Here is a 21996-nt window from a genome sequence, read left to right on the forward strand (position 1 = left end):
GACCGCTGCGCCGCGTGGCCGGACCGCCGGCCCGTAACCCCCACCCACCCCCCACGGGAAGGTATGCCATGCGCAAGGCACGCACAGGAAGGATCATGCTGGCCGCGTCCGTGGCCGCCGCCGCGGTGCTCGTCGCCGTGCCCGGCGGCGCCCACGGCGCGCCGGAGGCGGGCGCCGACCTGCCGTTCGTCTCGATCGAGGCGGAGGCGGCGGACACCGACGGCAGCCTCGTCGGCCCCGACTACAGCCAGGGCACGCTTGCCTCGGAGTCGTCGGGGCGGCAGGCGGTGCGGCTCGACGCCCAGGGCGAGTACGTCGAGTTCACGCTCACCGCGCCGGCGAACGCCGTGAACGTCGCGTACAGCGTCCCGGACGGCAAGTCCGGCAGCCTCGCCGTCTACGCCAACGGCGCGAAGCTCGACGCGTCGCTCGCCGTCACCTCCAAGTACTCCTACGTCGACACCCCCTGGATCCCCGGCGCCAAGACCCACCACCTGCTGGACAACGCCCGGGTCGAGCTGGGGCAGGACCTGCGGGCCGGCGACACCGTGCGGCTGCAGGCCGACGACCTCGGCGGCGGCCCGTACACCGTCGACGTCGCCGACTTCGAGCAGGTCGCCGCGCCCGCGGAGCCCCCGGCCGGTGCCGTCTCCGTCGTCGACAAGGGCGCCGACCCGACCGGCGCGGCGGACTCCACCGAGGCGTTCCGCAGCGCCATCGCCGAGGCGAAGGGCGGCGGTACGGTGTGGATCCCGCCGGGCGACTTCACGGTCGGCTCCGAGCTGTCCGGCGTCGAGAACGTCACGCTCAAGGGCGCCGGCGCCTGGCACTCCGTGGTGCACAGCTCCCGCTTCGTCAACCAGTCGGGCTCCGCGGGCAACGCGCACCTCGCCGACTTCGCCGTCATCGGCGAGGTCACCGAGCGCGTCGACGGCAACCCGGACAACTTCGTCAACGGCAGCCTCGGCGCCGGGTCCACGGTCTCCGGGATGTGGCTCCAGCACCTGAAGGTCGGGCTCTGGCTGACCGGAACCAACGACGGCCTCGTGGTGGAGAACAACCGCTTCCTCGACATGACCGCCGACGGCCTGAACCTCAACGGCAACGCCAGGGGCGTCCGGGTGCGCGACAACTTCCTGCGCAACACCGGCGACGACGCCCTGGCCATGTGGTCCCTCAACGCACCCGACGTGGACTGCGTCTTCGCGGACAACACCATCTCGCAGCCCAACCTGGCCAACGGCATCGCGATCTACGGCGGTACGGACATCACCGTCGAGAACAACCGCATCCTCGACACCAACGCGCTCGGCAGCGGCATCGCGATCTCCAACCAGAAGTTCCTGGACCCGTTCCACCCGCTGGCCGGCACGATCACCGTCGCGGGGAACGAACTGGTGCGTACCGGCGCGATGAACCCCAACTGGAACCACCCGATGGGCGCGCTGCGCGTCGACTCCTACGACAGCGCCATCGAGGCGGAGGTCAGGATCACCGACACGGTCGTCACCGACAGCCCGTGGAGCGCCTTCCAGTTCGTCTCCGGCGGCGGTACGGGCAAGGCAGTGCAGAACGTCACCGTCGACGGCGCCACCGTGTCCGGCGTCGGCAGCGTCGTCGTGCAGGCCGAGACGCAGGGTGCGGTGACCGCCGGCGACGTCACCGCGACGGACGTCGGCGTGACCGGCGTCTACAACTGCCCGTACCCCCAGGGCAGCGGCACGTTCACACTGACCGACGGAGGCGGCAACTCCGGCTGGGACGGCACGTGGCAGGACTGCTCCGCCTGGCCCGGCCAGGACTGACCCGCTCCCCTACGGCACAGCGCTCCCGCACAGCGCACCACGGCACAGCTTTCACGGCACAGCGGTCCACTCGTCCGGGCTCCCGGTTCACCCCCACGGGCCGGGAGCCCGTCCCCCATGAGAGGAGCACCACCGTGACCACCCGAAGAGCCTTCCTCGCCGGCGCCGCGGGCGCCGGACTCGCCGCGGCGGGCGGCCTGCCGTCCGCCGCCGCGGCCCCCGCCGCCGGGACCCGCGCGGCCGGCGCCCCCGAGCCGTCCCCGTACGTGCACGCCTTCTACTACTCCTGGTACGGAAACCCCGACCACCACGGCTCGTGGGTGCACTGGCAGCAGGGCGGGCACACCCCGCCCGACGACATCGGCGCCGACTTCTACCCCGCGCTGGGCGCGTACGACTCCGGCGACTACGACGGCGCCGTCGCGCAGCACATGGCGTGGGCGCGGCAGGCCGGCATCGGCGTACTCGCCTATAGCTGGTGGGGCCGCGGCGGCTACGAGGACCGGCTCGCGGCCGGGGTGCTGGACGCGGCGGCGGCCGAGGGGCTGCAGATCGCCTGGCACATCGAGCCCTACTCGGGGCGCAGCGCGGCGTCCGTCGTCGACGACGTGGCGTACCTGGAGCGGAACTACGGCTCCCACCCCGCCTACCACCGGGCGGCGGACCGGGGCGGGCGGTGCGCGTACTACGTCTTCAACAGCCTGAACGTCACCGACTGGGCGCCGATCGCGGCGATCCGGGACAGCGCGCTGGTGATGGCGCAGACCACGGACGTCTCCCGCGTCACGCACTTCGGCGGCATCTACACGTACGACGCCATCGCGGGCGCGAACGACCCGGACTGGGGCGGCGTCGCGGCCTGGTGCCGGCAGAACGGGTACGTGTGGGCGCCGTCCATCGGCCCCGGCTACCTCGACGACCGCGCCGTGCCGGGCAACACCTCGCCGACCGTGGACCGCGCGGACGGCGCCGTGTACGACCGCAGTTGGGGCTACGTGCTGGACCCGGCGAAGGGCGGTCCGGCGGACTGGGTGACGCTCACGTCGTTCAACGAATGGCACGAGGGCAGCCAGTTGGAGCCGGCCGCCGCGGCGCCGCCGCAGCCGGTCTACGTCACCTACGACGGCGCCTACGGGCGTACGGGCGCGGCGGCCGAGACCGCCTACCTGGACCGGACCCGGCACTGGGTCACCGAGTTCGAGGCGGCGTCCGGCCGGGGCTGAGACGGGCCCTGGACGGGCCTGGGCCCCGGCCGGCTCCCGCCGGCCCGGGGCTCAGGTGTCGATCCGCGAACGGTCCAGGGTGGCCGCCGAGTTGGTGATGAACTCCTTGCGGGGGGCGACCTCGTTGCCCATCAGCAGGTTGAACACCTGCTCGGCGGCCTCCAGGTCGCTGATGTTGATCCGCCGCAGCGTGCGGTACCGCGGGTCCATCGTGGTCTCCGCGAGCTGGTCGGCGTCCATCTCGCCGAGGCCCTTGTAGCGCTGGATGGAGTCCTTGAAGCGCGTGCCCTTGCGCTGCAGGTCGAGCAGGGTCTCGCGCAGCTCGGTGTCCGAGTACGTGTAGATGTACTTGTCCTGGCCCCTCTTGGGCTGGACCAGCTCGATGCGGTGCAGCGGCGGCACCGCGGAGAAGACCCGGCCCTCCTCGACCATCGGGCGCATGTAGCGCTGGAAGAGGGTGAGCAGCAGGGTGCGGATGTGCGCGCCGTCGACGTCGGCGTCGGCGAGGAAGATCACCTTGCCGTAGCGCGCCTGGTCGATGTCGAACGTCCGCCCCGAGCCGGCTCCTATCACCTGGATGATCGCGCTGCACTCGGCGTTCTTCAGCATGTCCGCGACGGACGCCTTCTGCACGTTGAGGATCTTGCCGCGGATCGGCAGCAGGGCCTGGAACTCCGAGTTGCGCGCGAGCTTGGCCGTGCCCAGCGCCGAGTCGCCCTCGACGATGAACAGCTCGGAGCGCTCCACGTCGTCACTGCGGCAGTCCGCGAGCTTGGCGGGCAGCGAGGAGGACTCCAGCGCCGTCTTGCGGCGCTGCGCCTCCTTGTGCTGCCGTGCGGCGATACGGGTACGGGCCGCGGCCACGGCCTTCTCCAGCACGGCCCGCGCCTGCTGCTTGGCGTCCCTCTTGGTGGAGGTCAGGAACGCCTTCAGCTCCTTGGTGACGACCTGGGCGACGATCCGGGAGGCCGCCGAGGTGCCCAGCACCTCCTTGGTCTGGCCCTCGAACTGCGGCTCGGCGAGCCGGACGGTGACCACGGCGGTCAGGCCCTCAAGGGCGTCGTCCTTGACGACGTCGTCTTCGGCCACGCGCAGCAGCTTCATACTCCGCAGGGCGTCGTTGACCGTACGGGTCAGCGAGCGCTCGAAGCCGGTGACGTGGGTGCCGCCCTTGGGAGTGGCGATGATGTTGACGAACGACCGGACCGTGGTGTCGTACCCGGTGCCCCAGCGCAGCGCGATGTCGACGCCGAGGTCGCGGGTGACCTCGGTGGGCGTCATGTGCCCGCGGTCGTCGAGCACCGGGACGGTCTCCTTGAACGTCCCCTGCCCGGAGAGCCGCAGCACGTCGCAGACGGGGCGGTCGGGGGCGAGGAACTCGCAGAACTCGCTGATCCCGCCGTCGTAGCGGAAGGTCTCCGCGGTGTGGTCGGCCTTGTCGGCGGAGCGCTCGTCGCGCACGGTGAGCGTGAGGCCGGGCACCAGGAAGGCGGTCTGCCGGGCGCGCGCGTGCAGGTCGTCGAGCGAGAGCGCGGCGTCCTTGAGGAAGATCTGCCGGTCCGGCCAGAAGCGGATGCGGGTGCCGGTCCTGGTCTTGGGGATCTTCTTGCCCTTGGTCATGCCGCTGGCGGGCTCGAAGGAGGCGTCGGCGCCCTTGCCCGAGAACCGGCCGGGGACGCCGCGGCGGAAGCTCATCGAGTGCGTCCTGCTCGACAGGTCGACCTCGACGTCGAGCCGGGCGGACAGCGCGTTGACCACGGAGGCGCCGACGCCGTGCAGGCCACCGGAGGCCGCGTACGCGCCGCCGCCGAACTTGCCGCCGGCGTGCAGCTTGGTCATGACCACCTCGACGCCGGACAGCCCGGTCTTCGGCTCGACGTCGACGGGGATGCCGCGGCCGTCGTCGTCGACCTGCACGGAGCCGTCGGCGGCGAGCAGCACGTCGATGTTCCGGCAGTACCCCCCCAGGGCTTCGTCGACGGAGTTGTCGATGATCTCCCACAGACAGTGCATGAGGCCGCGGCTGTCGGTGGAGCCGATGTACATGCCGGGCCGCTTGCGAACGGCCTCCAGACCCTCCAGAACGAGCAGGTGCCGCGCGGTGTAGTTGGACCCGTCGCGCTCGGCGGCGGCCAGCACGGACGGCACGGACGTGTCGGCGGTCACTCAGTTCGCTCCTCGCTGAATTCGGGCCCGGGTGGCGGTGGCGGGCCTCATCTGCCGGTCAGAGGGTACCGAGGCTCTATAGAGCCGGTACGCAGCCACCCGCATGTGACTCGATACTAGTCCCGCTTCGAGTGCATGTTCGATCCCTCGGAGGGGTGATTCGTTTATCACGTTCCCTTACGCGCATGAACCATTTAGGCTCCGGGCACGTCCTCATCAACAACCGGCAACCCAGCCGGGGAGGTCAAAAAGGCCCAAAGACGCTCAAAACGGCACAAGCACGACAAGCATTACGGCTCATCCGCCGCCACCTGGCGACATCGGGCCTGGTCAGGAACGCTTTCCCGATCCCGACCCACGAGCGGGAACGTTTTCGGCCTGGTTGGATGTTGACCCTGGTACGACAGCTCGTCGAGCTAGAGAAGAGGCGACGTGACTACTGTTCTGACTCCCGCAAGCCCGCTGACGGCCGCCGACCGGTGCGACCGCTGTGGCGCCCAGGCTTACCTGCGTGTTGTCCTGACGAGCGGCGGCGACCTGCTCTTCTGTGCGCACCACGGCCGTAAGTTCGAGCCGGAGCTCAAGAAGATCGCTGCCGAGATACAGGACGAGACGGAGCGGCTCCAGGCCACTCCCGGGTCGGCAGGCGCCGACGAACGCTGACGCGCCGACGTCAGCCCGACGAGCCTCGTGCGGCCCCCGGGCCGGACATGGCGGTCATTCCCACATCGGGGGGTGGCCGCCTCGTCGGTTTCCGGGGCGGTACGGGCGCGAACGGCAGCGGGCGGCGCGGCGCGCAGCAAGCCGAGGGCAACGACCCGGCAGAAGGGCCCTGAGGGGCGTCTGCGGTCCTCAGGGGGCCTTGACGGGCCTGTGTGCCATGACGGTCTCCACGGCCGCCGAGATCCGCGTATAGACGCCGGGGCGGCCCTTCTCGCCACAGCCCTCCCCCCACGAGACCAGCCCCACCAGCCGGCCCTTCACGACCAGCGGGCCGCCGCTGTCGCCCTGGCAGGCGTCCGGGCCGCCGCGCATCAGCCCTGCGCAGACCATCGACGCGGCGAGGTAGCGGCCGTCGGGACTCCCCGGGTACGCGCGCTCGCAGACCGTGTCCGGCAGCACCTCGACGTCCGCGGCGTGCAGCCGCGTGGGGTAGCTGGCGTTCCCCTCGGTGTCCCCCCACCCGTAGACCCGCGCCGGTGAGCCGGGCTCGTAGGCGGGGTCGTCCGGCTTCTCCGCCAGCTTCAGGAAGGCCGCGGCCTCGGCCGGCTGCTTCAGGCGCAGCACGGCGAGGTCACCGGCGTTGGTCCAGGCGTCGTAGTCTGGGTTGACCCACACCTTCTCGAGGGCGAACTCCTTGCCCTCGGTGCCCGCGAGGTCACCGCGGCCGGCCACGACGGCCAGATCGGCGACCTTGCTCCAGTGCTCGCCCAGGGTCTCCTCGGCGAGGCAGTGCGCGGCCGTGAGCACCACCTTCGGGGACACCAGCACACCCGCGCAGAACTGCCCCGACCGCTCGTCGCCGAAGAGCTTCCGGCTGGTCAGCGCGACCGTCCAGGGGCTGTCGCCGATACGTACCGGATGCCCGCCCACCACGACGCCGTCCGCCGCCGCCGGCGGCGCCTGCCCGAGCACCGCCGGGGGCAGCAGCACGGCGACGGCGGCGGCGATCGAGCGAAGACGCGGGTGCATGGGGTCTCCCTGACGGGGTGAGGCTCGGGCGGTCGTGCACTACAGCCTCATTCAGCAGGGCGCGGGCCGCACGTCAGTCGCGCCGCCCGCGGGACCCCGGGCAGCCCGCGCGACCTGCGACGACGCGGGTCCGGCGGGGGCGTGGCATCCGAACGACCCGCGGCCCCGGGGCGGTGCCCGCGGGCCGCGGTCAGGGAGCTGCCGGTGCCGCGGCCGCGGAGGGCGTCACCGCGGGTGCCGCCGTCGCCGCCGGGGCCGGCAGGTGGCGCAGCCGTTCGGAGGCGAGACAGGCGCGGGTCAGGATGGTGCGTACCTCGTCGGCGGCGCTGCCGCTGCACCGGGCGAGGTAGAAGATCACGACGTTGATGGCGGCCACGGACCCGGCGTAGATGTAGATGTCCTTCGCCGTACCCACGTAGATCGAGAGCCCGATGCCCCAGCAGGCAACGCTGTAGAAGCCGGCCGTCAGCGTCCAACTGTAGAGAGCGTCGAGGCCGGCGATCCGGCCCTGCGGCACGGTGCCCAGTTGCCTGCCGCGGGCCTCGGCGACGGCGGCGCGGGCGAAGACCAGGCAGGCGGCGTTGCACAGCGCGGTGGAGAGGATGCCGATGGCCGTGCAGATGGGCCACCAGTCGCGGTGGAACAGCGTGGTCGACAGCACCAGCACGGCGGGGATCAGGGTGAACAGCCGCATCGCCACCTCGGCCAGGACCGCCCGCCGGCTCAGCCGCCCCTGCTCCCGGCCGGCGACCAGCGGGGTGAGGCCGGCGAAGAGGTTCTGGTAGTACCGGGCACCTGCCAGCAGGAAGCTCATGCCGACCAGCCGCACCGGCGCGTTGGCCGCGTGGTCGGGGATGGTGTAGCCGTCCAGCCGCAGCCCGTCGAGCAGCGGAAGCTCCTCCTCGCCCGCGCTGTTGGTGCGCTGCAGCAGAGTGATGTAGTTGTTGCCCCAGCTCCAGTTGAGGTCGCGCAGCCAGTACGTGATGACGATGCTCGCCGCGACGTACCAGGCCGCGGCCGACAGCCAGGAGAAGAAGAGCAGCCAGCGCACGTGCATCCCGCGGTGCGGGTCGTGGTAGAGCGACTGGGTGCGCCGGATCCGCCACATCTGGAGCTGCTGCCGCGGCGCCCCCGCGAGCGGCGTGTACAGCCGGACGAAGCGGGTGCCGGCGCTCTGCGCCCGGGTCGCCTCGACGGCCGCCAGCTCCTCCGCGTAGAAGTGGAGCAACTGCGGATAGAGCCGCTCCCCCGGCACCGGCCGGAACAGCAGCAGCCGGTTCTCCGGGACGGGGTCCGTGAGGTCCTCGATGAACCGCGCCAGCAGCGGCGTCTCGGCGTAGAAGGCGTCGGGTACGGTCACGGCGCGCGCGCCCGATCCGGCGGTCTCCCGGTGCTCGCTGCCGAGGGCGATGAGGAGCTGCCCGACGGAGTACAGGTCCGCCTGCCGGGGGTCGACCACCATCGTCTCGCTGCGCACCTCGGGCGCCACGAACGCCGCGTCCGGTCCGCCGGAGCCCGGGACGGTGTGGGAGTAGAGGTAGTTGACGCCGAGGTCGATGAGGACGAAGCGGCGGTCCCCCGCGCCCGTACCGCCGCCGGGTCCCGAACCCGAACCGCTGAGGATGATGTTGGACGGCGACAGGTCGCCGTGGCGCAGACCGCACCGGTCCAGCTCGTCCAGCACCCCCAGCAGCCGGGGCCCGAGGTCGCGCAGGAGATCGAGCCGGATGCGCGTGCTGTCCGGCTGCCGGCTCAGATACTCGGCCAGCGTCTCGCCGGGCACGAAGTCCATGAGGATCCAGCGCCCGCTGCTCGCCCACGCGCGGGCCAGCGGCAGCGCCTCGGTCGCCGCCTCCTCGCCCGCGCGCACGTCGCCGTAGGAGGCGCGGTAGTCGCGGGTGGCCCGGACGATGGTCGGCACCCTCAGGTACGGGTAGACGATGCACTTGAGGGCGAACGGGATGCGCCTGCCGTGCGCCTGGCGCAGCGGGAGGCCGGTCAGGATGAACGACGTCGTGCCGTGGCGGTGGAACCGCAGCGTGCCGATGTCGACTTCGCGCCACGCGTCGAGCGTCACGGCGTCCTCGTCCGCGCTGCCCTCCACGTCCGGAATCTCGACGTCCGGCGCGTACAGCGTCCGTATCGCCTCCCGTACGGCCGGGTCCGCGACCGCCGGCACGCACAAGGCCGCGCAGTCGTGCGGCGTCCGCTCGCCCTGGTCGTAGCGGCGCTGGTAGGAGTGCGCCAGCGACACCAGGGTGAGCAGGAGCAGGCCGAGATATCCGCCGACCGCCCGGAACTCGGTGCGAAACGGCTCCGGGCGGGTGGCGAATTCCGTACGCCAGCGGGTCACCTGCTCGATGACCGATTCCCACGACTGCTCGAACTCGCCGCTAAAGCTGTGCGCCTCGAACGGCAGGCCGAAAAGGACCCGACTCCAGTCCTCCCGGCCCCACTCGCATAACTCGTTCTCCGCCGGGGTCGCGGCACCGCCCGGTGCGGGTGAAGTATCGGATAAGGCGCGGATGATCGCGCGGAGATTACGCGCGCTGCCGGTTGTTGGCATCGTCCTTCGTCACGATGGTCAGTTGGGGTACGGCACGAATGCGGCCGTTCTTTATCAGCGCCGGGTCTTTGCCCTCCACGGCGCAGTACATCACCTCGTACCCGCCGCGGGCACCGCCGAGAATCCGGCCGGGATCCAGCTCGTGCCGCTTGACCTGCGGCATCCACGACAGGGGCGCGATGTCGAGCACGTACGGGGCGTCACCCGGCTCCGTCATCCGCCGCTGCAGCATGACGCGCTCGTCCCGGTAGCGCTCGATGGCCTCGCCGTAGCCCCGGCCGAGGCCGTCGCGGATGCGGTCGAGATGGCGGATGGCCCAGCGCTGCGAGACGGACAGCTTCTGCGCGGGCGGCTGGATGGGCCGGGTGCTCAGGGACAGCACGTGCGTGCAGCCGTCCGCCAGCGCCAGCTTGTACGGGTGCGGGGTGAGGACGCCGCCGTCGACGGCCCGGGAGCCGCGGAAGTCCGCGGTGCCGCGCAGCGCGACGGGGAGCCAGGCGCTCGCGACGAGGGCCGCGCGCAGGTCGGCGCGCGAGGTGAAGTCGGTGACGGCTTCGGTGCGGATGTCGTCGACGAGCGTGACGGCGACGTGCAGCCGCGTCGGGGAGGCGATGACCTGCTCGTACCCGAGGGGCTTGACGTTGTCCACGACCTCGAACGCGTAGTCCAGGTCCATGATGCGGCCGCGCAGCACGCGCCGGAAGTCGACGAACGTCCGGGTGGCGAGGTCGTCGTAGTAGATCGAAAGCGGATACCAGGTCTCGCCGTTGAGGAAGTAGGCGCTGTTGATGGCACCGGAAGAAGCGGAATATATGGTGTCGAACGCCTGGTTGAGCCCGCTGTCCTCGAGGGCGCAGAGCATGGCCGCCGAGACGACGCCGCGGATGCCGCCCCCCTCGACGGCAAGCCCGATCTTGAGGTCGTCCACGGGCTTGTCGTGCGTATGTCCCTTTTCCCGGCGACGGCGTAAGGCAGTCAGCACAGGATGGTCCGCGTGCCACGGCATGGCACCACTCATGAGTCATGTCCTCCCTGAGCATCCGAGATTGTCACGCCCGGCAAGTGGCGTCAATTCCCGGAGAGTTCACGAATTCGTACCGTCTTACGCGCCTATCGCGACCCCGGCGGCCCGCGCCGCGCCGTCCGCGAAGGAAAACGCCCCCGATCCGCGGCAGGGCAGGTCAGGGGCGCTGGAGGCCGCTCGGCTCAGTCGAGATAGTCGCGCAGCACCTGGGAGCGCGACGGGTGCCGCAGCTTCGACATGGTCTTGGACTCGATCTGGCGGATGCGCTCGCGCGTGACGCCGTACACCTTGCCGATCTCGTCCAGGGTCTTGGGCTGGCCGTCGGTGAGCCCGAAGCGCATGGAGACCACGCCCGCCTCGCGCTCGGAGAGCGTGTCGAGGACGGAGTGCAGTTGCTCCTGCAGCAGGGTGAAGCTGACCGCGTCGGCCGGCACGACCGCCTCGGAGTCCTCGATGAGGTCGCCGAACTCGCTGTCGCCGTCCTCGCCCAGCGGGGTGTGCAGGGAGATCGGCTCGCGGCCGTACTTCTGGACCTCGATGACCTTCTCCGGGGTCATGTCCAGCTCCTTGGCCAGTTCCTCCGGGGTGGGCTCGCGGCCCAGGTCCTGGAGCATCTGGCGCTGCACGCGGGCCAGCTTGTTGATGACCTCGACCATGTGCACCGGGATGCGGATGGTACGGGCCTGGTCGGCCATCGCGCGGGTGATCGCCTGCCGGATCCACCAGGTGGCGTACGTGGAGAACTTGTAGCCCTTGGTGTAGTCGAACTTCTCGACGGCACGGATCAGACCCAGGTTGCCCTCCTGGATGAGGTCCAGGAAGAGCATGCCGCGGCCCGTGTAGCGCTTGGCGAGGGAGACCACGAGGCGGAGGTTGGCCTCCAGCAGGTGGTTCTTCGCGCGCCGGCCGTCCTCGGCGATGATCTCCAGCTCGCGGCGGAGCTTCGGCGCCAGTTTGTCGGCGGCGGCGAGCTTGTCCTCGGCGAAGAGGCCGGCCTCGATCCGCTTGGCGAGCTCCACCTCCTGCTCGGCGTTGAGCAGGGGGACCTTGCCGATCTGCTTCAGATAGTCCTTGACCGGGTCGGCGGTGGCGCCGGCCGCGGCGACCTGCTGCGCGGGGGCGTCGTCCTCGTCCTCGTCGGAGAGCACGAAGCCCTCCGCCTCGGCCTCGGCCGGCGGCTCCTCCTTCTCCAGGGAGCCGTCCTCCGGGCCGTCGGAGCCGGACTCGCCGTCCTTGGCCGCGCCCTTCTTGCCGGCCGTCTTCTTGGCCGTGGCCTTCTTCGCCGCGGTCTTCTTGGCGGCCGCTTTCTTGGCGGTGCTCTTCTTGGCGGCGGCCTTCTTCTCCGGCTCGTCCGCCGGGTCGCCCAGGCCCGCGGGCACCGGATCGTCCATGGGGGCCTCCTGGACCGCGTGCGCCGTGGCCGTGGCCGTCGGCTTCTTCGTCGCGGTCTTGGCGGGGACGGCTTGCTTGGCGACCGCCTTGGTGGCGGTCCGTTTCGCCGGGGTCTTCGCCGGCACGCTCTTGCGGGTGCGCTTGGGCGCCTCTGCGGCACTGACCATCAGTGTCACACCCTCCTCTTCGAGGATCTGATTGAGGCTGCGCAGGACACTCTTCCACTGGGTGGGCGGAATCTGGTCAACCTCGAAGGCACGACGCACGTCATCACCGGCGATCTGCCCTTCGGCCTTCCCCCGCTCGATGAGTGCCATCACGGACTCAGCTTCGGCGATCTCCGGCGGGAGCGTACGGGATGTGCTGGCCGACACGAACAACCTCTCGAAACGATGGGAACGACCGGTGGCGGGGATGGACCACCGGCGTAGAGGCGGAACCGCGATACGTGCGCCACCACCTCTTAGGTCATCGCGCCTTCCCGCACAGCGTTACGCCCAATCCACGTGGCCCAGGTCACAATCTACCGCCACCGGCGCGGCGGCACGAAAGCCGCCCGGCGGGCGCCCGCCCGTCCGGGCGCCCCGAGGGCGTGCGGACGCCCGGGCGGAGCGCGGCGTGCGCCCGCCGTCCGGCGGTTGTGCGCCGGGGGGCGCGGGGCGCGCGGGGCTGGTGGGGCCGGGTACGGCCGGGTGGGTGCCCGGGCGGGTGGTCCGGCGGCTTTCCGGGGTCTCCGGGGGGTGTCCCGCGGATGTCCGGGGCGGGTGCCCGGGCCGTCTCCGGGGGCTGGTCCCGTACGGGCCGGGCGCGGGCGCCGCGGTACGTGCCCGGGCGGCCGCCCGGACGCGTCGTCCAGGGCGTCCGGGGGTCTCCCGGGCCGCCCCTGCGGTGTGGAGTGTCCCGGGGCCGCCCTGCGACCGGCCGGTGCGACCGGGCCCGGCCGGCGGGCGGCTCGGGTGCCCGGGCCGCCGCCGGGCGGTGGGCCCGGATGTCCGGGAGCGCCACGCGGTGGGCCGGTGCTGCCGGAGTGCTGCGCCGCCGTCCCCCGGCGGGGGCCGGCGGCGGTGCCGGTGCGCGTACGGGGGGTCGGGGCCGGGGCCTCGCGGCCGTACCCCGCCGTCAGTGCTCGCGCGGCGCCGGCACGACGCGGTCGCCCGCGCCGACCTCGGTGTGCACGCCCAGCAACTGCCGCATCGCCGACTCGGCCGCGGCGCCGTCGCCGCTGCCCAGTGCCTCCACGATGTGCACGTGGTGGGTGACGGCCTGCTCGCTCGGGCGGTCGCAGCCGCCGGCGGGGCCGCCGGAGACCTGCAGCGCCGAGGCGACCACGCCGGCCAGGTGCTCCAGCATCCGGTTCCCCGCGACCTGGAGGACCAGCGCGTGGAACTCGGCGTCGGCGCGGGCGAACGTGACCGTGTCGCCCTGCACCAGCGCGTGGCTCATGATCTCGGCCATGTCCGTCAGCCGCTGCTGGACGGCGCCGCGGCCGTGGCCCGCCGCGAGCCTGGCGGCCAGCGGCTCGATCGTCCAGCGCAGCTCGCACAGCTCCCGGCGCTGGTCCTCGCGCTGCGGGCCGAAGGCCCGCCACTCGATGATGTCCGGGTCGAGCAGGTTCCAGTCGCTGACCGGGCGGACCCGGGTGCCGACGTTGGGGCGGGCGCTGACGAGGCCCTTGGCCTCCAGCACGCGCAGGGACTCGCGCACCACGGTGCGGGAGACCTCGAAGCGCTGCCCGATCTCCTCGGGCACGAGCGGGCGGTCGGCACCCAGATCGCCGGAGACGATCATCTGGCCGAGCTGCTGGACGAGTTGGCCGTGGAGGCCGCGGCCCCGGCTGGTCGCCGCGCGGCGGCCGACGCGGCCGATCTCCGGCTCGCCCGCGTCCCACGCGGGCGGGGCGGGGGCGGCGGGCGGTACGGCGGGACCGGGGGCGGCGGCCGGGGGGACCGGAGCGGCGGGGGCGGCGGCCGCGGGGCCGTCGGGGTACGGGTAGCGGTCCAGATCCCCGTGGCCGGCGAAGCCGGACTCGGAGGAACGGGCCGTCATCATGGTCTGCGCAAGGGTACTCACGAAACCTTTGTCGGCGGACGCCCAGGCCGCCTTGAGGGCTTTGGTGAAAAGCACACGAAAGGGTGATCGCCCAGCGCCCCTCCATTGACGCCGCGGCGACCTCAAACCGGTGGGAAACCGGCTATTCACCAGGCGAGTTGAAAACCCTCCGTACGAAACTCGGACACCCGCTCCGCTCCAGCGCGCGACCCAGGGACCGGGCCCGGCCCGCGGTCAGGACGTACGCCCCGAGGAGGGCCCCCAGCGACAACACCAGCGCGTGCCCGAAGGGTTGGGCGGGCACGCCGAACACGCCGCCGAGGTGCAGTCCGCTGCCTGGCCTGGGGATGTGCAGCACGCGCATGAGCTGCACCGGAAGTTCCCCGAGGCGGCGCACGGCGCCGGTGTCGGCGAGTGCGTGGATGCCGGGGGCGACGGCGACGGGCACGGTGAGCACGGCGGCGAGACCCAGCGACGCCGAGGTGAACAGCCCGGCGGCCAGCACCCCGGTCCAGGCGCAGCCCACCGTCACGCCCGCCCAGCTCAGCAGTTGCAGGCCGCCGTCGGCGGGCATGTCCACGACGTCGCCGAAGAGCACCAGCAGCGCCGTCGCGTCCGCGAGCAGCACAGCGACGAAGAGCAGCAGCGCCACGGCCGTGCTCACGGCGAGCTTGGCGAAGAGCAGGCCGAGGCGGCGCGGCACGGCGCCGACGGCCGGGGTGAGCGAGGGGAAGCTGAACTCCTGACCGAAGGCGTGCGCGCCGAGCAGCCCGGCGCCGATCGCGGCGGGCGGCAGCGGGAAGACCGGCGCCCAGCCGGTGAGCATGCGGACGGCGGGGGCGTCGGAGACGGCGGAGCCGCCCGCGGAGTGCGCGAGGAGGGCGGCGCCGGCGACGGAGGCGGCGAGGGTGCCGGCGGCGGCGACGCGGGGCAGCCGGGAGCCGGAGCCGGCGCGGCGCAGCTCGTAGCGCAGGGGGTGGGCGGGGCCGGGGAGCCAGCGGCGGCGCAGCGGGCCCGCGAGGGGGGCGTCGTCGGGGCCGGCCACGGGGGCGGGGATGAACGTGCCGGCGGGCGGGGTGTCGCCTGCGGCCGTGGGCTCGGCGCCGGCGCCGGCGTCGGTGTCAGTGCCGGGTTCTAGGGTGGCCGTGGCGGTGGCGGTGCGGGTGGCCGTGGGGGCGGCGGCCGCGGGCGCGGTGGTTTCGGGGATGGCGGTGAGGACGGACTCGTGGGAGGAGTCGGTGAGTTGATGGAGCAGGATGCCGTTGCGGTACGCGAGTTCGCCGACGGCCGCGCTGTCGGTCCCGTAGACGGCCAGGGCGCCGCCGTCGCGGCGTACCACCTCGATGCGCCGTTCCGGCGTGCTCGCCTGCCGCGTCAGATAGCTGGCGAACCGCTCGGACTGCGGCGTCCTGATGAGGACGCAGGGGCGCAGCCGCAGCCGGGCGAAGTCGTCGGCCTCCTCGTCGGCGACGAGCCGGCCGGCCCGCAGCGTCAGCACCCGGTCGGCGAAGCGGGCGGCGACGCGCGGCTGGGCGGTGGCGAGCACGACGCAGACGCCGGCGGCGGCCAGCTCGCGCAGGAGGGCGTAGTAGAACGCCGCCTCGCGGCGCGGCAGATCGCGTACGGGGTCGTCGAGCAGCAGGGAGTGCGGCTGGCCGAGGAGCGCGGTGGCGAGGCCGAGGCGGCGGTCCATGCTGAGGGAGAGGGCGTCGAGCCGGTCGTCGGCGAGCGCGTCGAGGCCGACGTGGGTGAGCAGGGCGTCGGCGCGGGCCGCGGGGACGCCCACGGCGGCGGCGAGCATGCGCAGGTGGCTGAGCACGGTGCGGGCGGGGTGGCCCGCGACGTCGCCGAGCACGGCGCCGACCTCGCGGGCGGGGGCGGGGAGCCGGCTCAGCGGGCGGCCGTCGTACAGCGCGATGCCGCGGCCGCTGTCCAACTGGAGCATGAGGCGCAGCGCGGCGGTCTTGCCGGCGCCGGGCTCGCCGAGCAGCGCGGTGACGGTGCCCGCCTCGGCCTCGAACGTGAGGTCGCGCACGGCCGGCGGGCGGCCGCCGCGGGGCCTGCTGGTGAGTCCGATGGCCTGGATCACCGCACCTCCCAAAATCGGTTGATATCCGACATATAGGGATGATTGCGCAGGAGGCGTGCCGGGACCGGGATTTCACTCCGGAGCGCGGTGCGGCGTCGCGGATGTGTGCTCGTACGACTCGTATGTCCGGAGGGGCGTCATCCGGAAGTCCGTCGGCCGGGGACGGGCCGTGCGGGGCCGTCCGGGGCGTGCGGCCCGGGCCTGCCCGGGTGGGCCGCGCGGATGCGCGGCGGGGAAGGGTGCGTGCTGCTTGCCGGTCCTCAGACCTCGGGACGCAGCATCGGGGGGTTGAGGATCGTGGCGCCGCCGGCCTGGAAGAGCTGCGCGGGCCGGCCGCCCTGACGGGTGGTGGTGCCGCCGGTGGGCAGCAGGAAGCCGGGGGTGCCGGTGACCTTGCGGTGGAAGTTGCGCGGATCCAGGGCGACGCCCCACACCGCCTCGTACACCCGGCGCAGCTCCCCGACCGTGAACTCCTGCGGACAGAAGGCCGTGGCCAGCGACGAATACTCGATCTTCGACCGGGCCCGCTCCACGCCGTCGGCCAGGATCCGACGGTGGTCGAAGGCCAGCGGCGGGTGCTCCTCGTCGTCGGCGGGGCCGACGAGGGTCTGGACCGGCGCCCACCGGGCGCCGCCGACGTCGCCGCCGGGGCGCGGCGCGGGGAGGTCCGGCGCCAGCACCAGGTGGGCGACGCTCACCACGCGCATCCGCGGGTCCCGCTTCGGATCGCCGTAGGTGGCGAGCTGTTCGAGGTGCGCGGCGTGCGCGGGGGTGTCCTCCTCCACCGGGCCGTGCGCGTGCAGGCCGGTCTCCTCCGCGAGTTCGCGCGCCGCCGCCTCGCCCAGGTCCTCCTCCTCGCGTACGAAACCGCCGGGCAGCGCCCACCGGCCCTGAAAGGGCGCCTCACCGCGGCGGACGATCAGGGCGCTCAGCGCGTGCCGGCGCACGGTGAGCACCACCAGGTCGACGGTCACGGCGAACGGCGGGTAGGCGGACGGCTCGTAGGGGGGCATGGCGGGGATCTTAGTCGTCTGCTTGACGATAATCAGGACTTCCCGGGAGACGGGCCGGACGGGCGGGCGGGTCTTCAGGAGCCGAGCTGGAGGCCGGGGGCGGCCTCTTCGACGACGGCGAGACCGAGGCGGCTGACCCGTACGGCGAACGGCTCGCCTGCCAGCCGCCAGCCGGTGAGCTGCACCGCGCCCAGCGGGGCGGTGGCCGGCGGACGGGCGGCGACGGTGCCGGCGGGGACGTCGGGGGCGACACCGGCGAGCGCGGTGAGGACGTGCACCGCGGCGGCGGCCGCGACGGCGGACGGGCGGCACGCGGCCGGGTGCGGGAGCGGGGCGCCGCCCGCGGTGCGCTGGTCGCCCGCGTACATCTCGGGGAGGTGGTGGCCGAAGTGGCCCGCGGCGTCGAGGAGTCCGCGGAGGAGGGCGCCGGCCTCCTTGTCGTAGCCGGCGGTGAAGAGTCCGGCGACGGCGACGGCGGTCTCGTGGACGTGCACGGCGCCGGCGCGGTGGCCGAAGGGGTTGAAGCCGGGCTCGGCGGCGCCGAGGCTGCGCAGGCCCCAGCCGGAGTCGAGGGCGGGGCCGCCGAGGAGGCGGGCGAGCTGACCGGTCTGCGCCTTGTCGAGGAGGCCGGGTGCGCTGTCGGCGACGGGGAGGCCGTTGCCGCCGTCGGCGGAGGCGGACGCGGCGGGGCCGACGGGGGCGTCGCCGTGGGCCTGGGCGCGGACGAGGGCGTCGGCCGCGGTCGGCAGGAGGTGGGCGGCGGGGCTGCCGAGGTGGGTGAGCGGACGGCGGTCGGGGGCGAGGGCCGCCGCGGGCCTGCCGCCGGCGACGTCCTCGGTCCAGAAGGCTGCACGGAACCGCTCACGCAGGGCCGCCGCCCACTGGCGCCACTCGGCGGCGCCGGGACGGCCGCAGGCGTCGAGGAGTTCGGCGCCGAGGAGGGCGGCGCGGTGGGCGTGGGCCTGGGTCTCGCAGCGGTACGGGCCGCCGGGGGCCGGGTCGGGGACGAAGCCGCGGTCGTCCGCGGCGGCGCGCAGCCACGCGAGGCAGCGCTCGGCGGTGGGCAGGAGCCCGTCGAGATCGCGCTCCGGCAGCCCCCAGCGGCGGGCCTCGGCGAGCACGGCGGGAAAGAGGAGGGTGGCCTCGACGCCGGTGGCTGCCGGGGGCAGATGCGGGCCCGAGTCCCGGAGGGTGCCGGGCAGCCGCGCCGGCTCGGGAGCGCCGGCGGCGGGGGCGGCCGGCCACGTGCGGGCGACGGCGCGCAGGGTGCCGGCGGCCAGGCGCGTACCCAGCGGCAGAAGCATGCGGGCGGCCCAGAGCGCGTCCGCGGGAGCGAGCGCGCAACGCCACGGCACCCCGGCGACGAGGTGCACGTCGGCCGGCTCGGCGGGATCGCGGAGCAGCAGCGTCCGCAGGTCGTCGAGCGCGGTGCCCAGCAACGGGGCGACCCCCGGATCGTCGCCCGCCGCGGCGGCGGCCGGCGACCACGGCACCGGCGGCAGCTCCCGCGGGCCCGCCTGATCCGTACCGATCCGCAACTCCAGCGTTCGGGACCCGCCCGGCGCCAACTCCAGTTGCCACCGCAGCAACCCGGCCGCGGCGATCACATCGTCGGGCGGCGGCTCCGCGGTCACCAGGGCCCCCACCCCGGGGGCCCCACCCCCACCCCCTCCCCCTCCGCCGTTTCCTTCGGCGACCCGCGTCGCGCCGCCGGGTGCTGCCACGGCACCACGGGCGCCGTTTCCGTGGGCCGTGCCGACGCGCACGCCGTCTCCACGCCCGGTGCCGCCGCGCGCGCCGCCGCCGCGCGCGGCACCGCGGTTCGTCTCGGCGCCACCCTGTGCACCTGCTCCGGGTGCACTACCGCCGTGCGCGGTGCCGGTCCGCGCCGGGTCCGCGGCACGTGCCCCTGCGCTGCCGGCTCCCCCGGCTTCCGCGGGTGCGGCGTCCGGCTCGCGGCCGGGGTCCGCGAGGGCCGGGAGCGGGCGCCAGCGCAGGCCCGACTCGTGGACGCTGGCCGGGACTTCGCGGCGCTCGTGTCCGGCGGCGACCGCGCTCAGCTCGGCGAGGTCCGTGCCCAGCTCGGCCTCCAGCGTCAGGCGCAGCACGCGGGTGGCACTGCTGTGCAGCGTGATCCGCTCGACCCCGGCGGCGTGCCGGACCCGCTCCACGACCACGGCGGGATCCGGCCCCGACTCGGCGCCGGTGCGCACCGTGCCCACGAAGCGCACCCGGTCCGCGCCCGCCCGGCGCCCCTGCACCGGCATCGGCTCGATGCCGCCCACCCGCAGCCGTAGCCGTCCGACCAGCCGGCGGCCCGCCCGGTAGAACCCTTCGAGTCCGTGGCCGTCGAGCTGGCCGTGGCGGGCGGAGACGGCGAACGCCGGCATGGCGACGCAGACGAGCGCGTCGTGCGCGGGGCCGGGCACGGGTGGCCGCTGGCGCGGGGGGTGGGGGCTGGGAGACACGCGGCAGTCCTCTCGGGAAGCCGTGGACGGACGAGGCGGCGACCGGCCGCCGCCGTGAGAACGCCCGCAAGCCCCTCCAGGTCACGCCGACGGCACTCCGGCCGCCCCGCACCGCTCTGTCATGCCGTCATCGCTCCTCCTTGCTCCGCACGTCGCGGCGCCGGGCGGTGCGGCGCGGCGTGCGGCGGCCGGGCGGGCGGCGGGACCCGCGGTTCGGCGGCTGGGCCGGCGGCAGGCACAGCGGCCGGGCCCGCGGGCGGGACGGCGCCGCCGTGGTCGACTGGGAGCGCGGCTCCGCCGGTACCGGCGAGGCGGCCTCCTGGGCGCGGCGCTGGCGGCGCAGGGAGCGACGCAACGGCTCAGGATCCAGGCCCTCGTTGATCGCCTGATGGAGCAGCCGGGCGAACAGGTATTCCGGGTCGGATGCCAGGGCGCAGCCGAGGGCGACCCGGGCCGCCGCCTCGTCGCCGCTGGACCACGCCACCCAGCCGGCGAGCGTCAGCGGCGCCGCGGCATGCTCCACATACGCTCCGATGCAGCGGCGGGACAGCGCCCGCCACAGCCGCAGCGCGCCCGCCGCCTCCTCGCCCTCCATCCGCTCGGCGGCGCGGTCGCGGGTGAGCCGGTCCTGGAGCCCGACGACGAGGGCCGCGCACTCGTCGTCGGTGAGCAGCCTGTCGTCCCGCTCATCGCTGTCCGCCGCCGCCTCCCCCGCGGGCGGCGGAGCGTCGGTGAGCCGGGCGATCAGCCGGTCCGTCAGCGCCAGGGTCTCGGCGCGCACGGTCTCGCGGCCGGCCTGCTCCAGGATCCGCGGCACGAGCGAGCCGCCGGCGGCGTCGAGCGCCCGCGTCTGCCGGTCGACGTCCGGGTGGCGGGGCGCGATCCTGCCCTCCAGGGCGCGCAGCGACCCGGGCCGCCGCAGGCCCGCGTAGGCCGCGGCGGCGGCCATGGCGGAGCTGCCGGGCGGGACGAGCTCCGTGCCCTCCGGCGGGCAGCAGCTCTCGTCCGGGCAGAGGTAGGACCAGAAGCGCCCGGCGGAGATGCACAACGCCTCGACGACCGGCACCTCCAGCCGCCCGCAGGCCAGGCGGAGCCGCTGGGCGAGCGGGCGGAGCCGCTCCATGACCTCGTGGGGCCGCTCGCCCACGCCGGGGTCCTGGCAGAGGAAGACGACGATGCCGTCCGGCTTGTCGCGCCGCTTCGCGCTGCTCTCGATGAGGCACTCCGCGAGCTGCGCGGCCACGTCCCGCCAGCCGTCCCGGTCCGGCGGAATGCCGAGCCGCAGCCGGCCGCCGAACCGTCCCTGCTCGCCGTGCAGCGCGGCGAGGACGACGCTGTCGTCCGGATGGAAACCCATCAGGTACGGCAGGGCATCCGCCAGCTCGGCCGGGCTGCGCAGCACGACCTGCGTTTCGTTGTGCGTTGTCATGGCTTGAGGGTTTCGTGTCTCCGCGAGATCCGCGACCCCTGTGGATAACCCCTGGCACGGTCATGCCATCACCCTCCCGGACCTGGGGATTCCGGCCAACCCGCGGGTTGGCCGGTTCGGTTCGGGCTCCCGGCCGAGGCGACCCCTACGGTGACGCGAGGAAGGCGACGTACGCCGACACGAAGGGGCAACGCGCCATGGCATCCGACGCGCACGACAGCAACCTCGCTCCCCCGTCGCCCGAGGAGGTCGGTTCCGCGTACGACCGGTTCGGCCCGCTGTACGACCTGACGCAGGGCACCTCCGCCATCCACGTCGGCCGGTGGTCGGCCGACGGCGCCGGCCAGCCCGCTACCTCGCTGGGGAAGCTTGCCGACCAGGCGATGAACCGGCAGACCGACTACTACATCGACGCCCTGGCGCCCGGTGAGAGCGACCACGTGCTCGACATCGGCAGCGGCACGGGCGGTCCCGCCGTGCGGCTTGCGGAGCGCACGGGCGCGCGCGTCACGGGGATCACCGTCAGCGAGACGCAGGTCGCCCGCTCCCGGGAGCGGGCCGCCGCCGCGTCGCTCACGGACCGCGTGACGTTCGCCCTCAACGACGCGCTGGAACTCCCCTACGAGGACGCCTCGTTCGACGCCGCCTGGGCCATCGACTCCTTCGCCCACATCGCCGACCGGCTGCGCGGACTGCGCCAGGCGTGGCGCGTGCTGCCGCGCGGCGGGCGGTTCCTGATGACGGAGTTCACCCGCCGCGGCGAACCGTCGCGCGCGCAGTTGGACACCTTCCGGCAGGTCTGGACGTCGCCGCCGCCGCTGCCGCTGGCGGAGGGGCTGCGGCTGGCGTACGAGGCGGGCTTCGAGCTCGTGCGGCTGGAGAACCAGACCCACGACGTCATCATGAACGCCGAGGTCATGACCGTCCTCTACCGGGACCACCACGACGAGATCCGGGAGCGCTACGGGCTGGAGACGACCGCGGCGATGGACGCCTCGATCCCGCTGTTCCGCACCTTCGTCCGCGACCACCTCGGCTACTTCCTCTACCTGCTGCGCAAGCCGTAGCCCGGCGCGCGGC

14 protein-coding genes are annotated in these 21996 nt (G+C 73.7%); 4 read left to right on the plus strand and 10 right to left on the minus strand.

Annotated features, from left to right (window positions below; genetic code table 11):
* The first annotated feature begins 95 nt into the window (after positions 1–95).
* Together ACFYVJ_RS25870 and ACFYVJ_RS25875 are read left to right on the plus strand one after the other, a co-directional pair.
* Positions 96–1805 (plus strand): glycosyl hydrolase family 28-related protein, encoded by a 1710-nt coding sequence (locus ACFYVJ_RS25870; RefSeq protein ID WP_388895895.1) that lies wholly within the window; start codon positions 96–98, stop codon positions 1803–1805.
* A 134-nt stretch (positions 1806–1939) separates the two neighbouring features.
* A complete protein-coding gene (locus ACFYVJ_RS25875; RefSeq protein ID WP_388895898.1) occupies positions 1940–3028 on the plus strand; it encodes an alpha-mannosidase in 1089 nt (362 codons plus the stop codon).
* Positions 3029–3079: 51 nt separating this feature from the next.
* Here the strand turns inward: ACFYVJ_RS25875 and ACFYVJ_RS25880 are convergent, their stop codons facing one another.
* Positions 3080–5194 carry a type IIA DNA topoisomerase subunit B gene (locus tag ACFYVJ_RS25880; RefSeq protein ID WP_388895901.1) on the minus strand — a complete coding sequence of 705 codons (2115 nt, stop codon included), beginning with the start codon at positions 5192–5194 and terminating at the stop codon, positions 3080–3082.
* Positions 5195–5626: 432 nt separating this feature from the next.
* Here ACFYVJ_RS25880 and ACFYVJ_RS25885 point away from each other — a divergent pair, with 432 nt between their 5' ends.
* Positions 5627–5857 (plus strand): hypothetical protein, encoded by a 231-nt coding sequence (locus ACFYVJ_RS25885; protein ID WP_388895903.1) that lies wholly within the window; start codon positions 5627–5629, stop codon positions 5855–5857.
* 189 nt (positions 5858–6046) lie between these two features.
* On the opposite strand, the gene ACFYVJ_RS25890 is transcribed toward ACFYVJ_RS25885, so the two are convergent.
* The 9 genes from ACFYVJ_RS25890 to ACFYVJ_RS25930 all read right to left on the minus strand — a co-directional run bounded on the left by ACFYVJ_RS25890 (position 6047) and on the right by ACFYVJ_RS25930 (position 20916).
* Complete coding sequence (locus ACFYVJ_RS25890; protein WP_388895906.1) at positions 6047–6886, minus strand: S1 family peptidase; 840 nt, start codon at positions 6884–6886, stop codon at positions 6047–6049.
* Positions 6887–7076: 190 nt separating this feature from the next.
* On the minus strand, positions 7077–9452 hold the full coding sequence (locus tag ACFYVJ_RS25895; protein ID WP_388895909.1) for a hypothetical protein: 2376 nt from the start codon (positions 9450–9452) through the stop codon (positions 7077–7079).
* Complete coding sequence (locus ACFYVJ_RS25900) at positions 9427–10380, minus strand: patatin-like phospholipase family protein (protein WP_388895912.1); 954 nt, start codon at positions 10378–10380, stop codon at positions 9427–9429. The genes ACFYVJ_RS25895 and ACFYVJ_RS25900 overlap by 26 nt, the downstream gene beginning before the upstream one ends.
* 278 nt (positions 10381–10658) lie before the next feature.
* A complete protein-coding gene (locus ACFYVJ_RS25905; protein ID WP_388895915.1) occupies positions 10659–12242 on the minus strand; it encodes an RNA polymerase sigma factor in 1584 nt (527 codons plus the stop codon).
* 745 nt (positions 12243–12987) lie between these two features.
* A complete protein-coding gene (locus ACFYVJ_RS25910; protein ID WP_388895918.1) occupies positions 12988–13992 on the minus strand; it encodes a FadR/GntR family transcriptional regulator in 1005 nt (334 codons plus the stop codon).
* Between the two features lie 67 nt (positions 13993–14059).
* On the minus strand, positions 14060–16006 hold the full coding sequence (locus ACFYVJ_RS25915) for an ATP-binding cassette domain-containing protein (protein ID WP_388895921.1): 1947 nt from the start codon (positions 16004–16006) through the stop codon (positions 14060–14062).
* A 260-nt stretch (positions 16007–16266) separates the two neighbouring features.
* Entirely contained in the window at positions 16267–17019 is a 753-nt protein-coding gene (locus ACFYVJ_RS25920) for an NUDIX domain-containing protein (RefSeq protein WP_388895924.1), read from the minus strand.
* Between the two features lie 74 nt (positions 17020–17093).
* Positions 17094–19409 (minus strand): glycogen debranching N-terminal domain-containing protein, encoded by a 2316-nt coding sequence (locus ACFYVJ_RS25925; RefSeq protein ID WP_388896065.1) that lies wholly within the window; start codon positions 19407–19409, stop codon positions 17094–17096.
* Between the two features lie 205 nt (positions 19410–19614).
* Positions 19615–20916 carry a DUF4192 domain-containing protein gene (locus ACFYVJ_RS25930; protein WP_388895927.1) on the minus strand — a complete coding sequence of 434 codons (1302 nt, stop codon included), beginning with the start codon at positions 20914–20916 and terminating at the stop codon, positions 19615–19617.
* 197 nt (positions 20917–21113) lie between these two features.
* Between ACFYVJ_RS25930 and ACFYVJ_RS25935 the strand changes: the two genes are divergently transcribed.
* Positions 21114–21983 (plus strand): SAM-dependent methyltransferase, encoded by an 870-nt coding sequence (locus ACFYVJ_RS25935; RefSeq protein ID WP_388895930.1) that lies wholly within the window; start codon positions 21114–21116, stop codon positions 21981–21983.
* Positions 21984–21996: the final 13 nt, after the last annotated feature.

This window comes from Streptomyces sp. NPDC004134 (assembly GCF_042874195.1).
GTDB lineage: Bacteria > Actinomycetota > Actinomycetes > Streptomycetales > Streptomycetaceae > Streptomyces.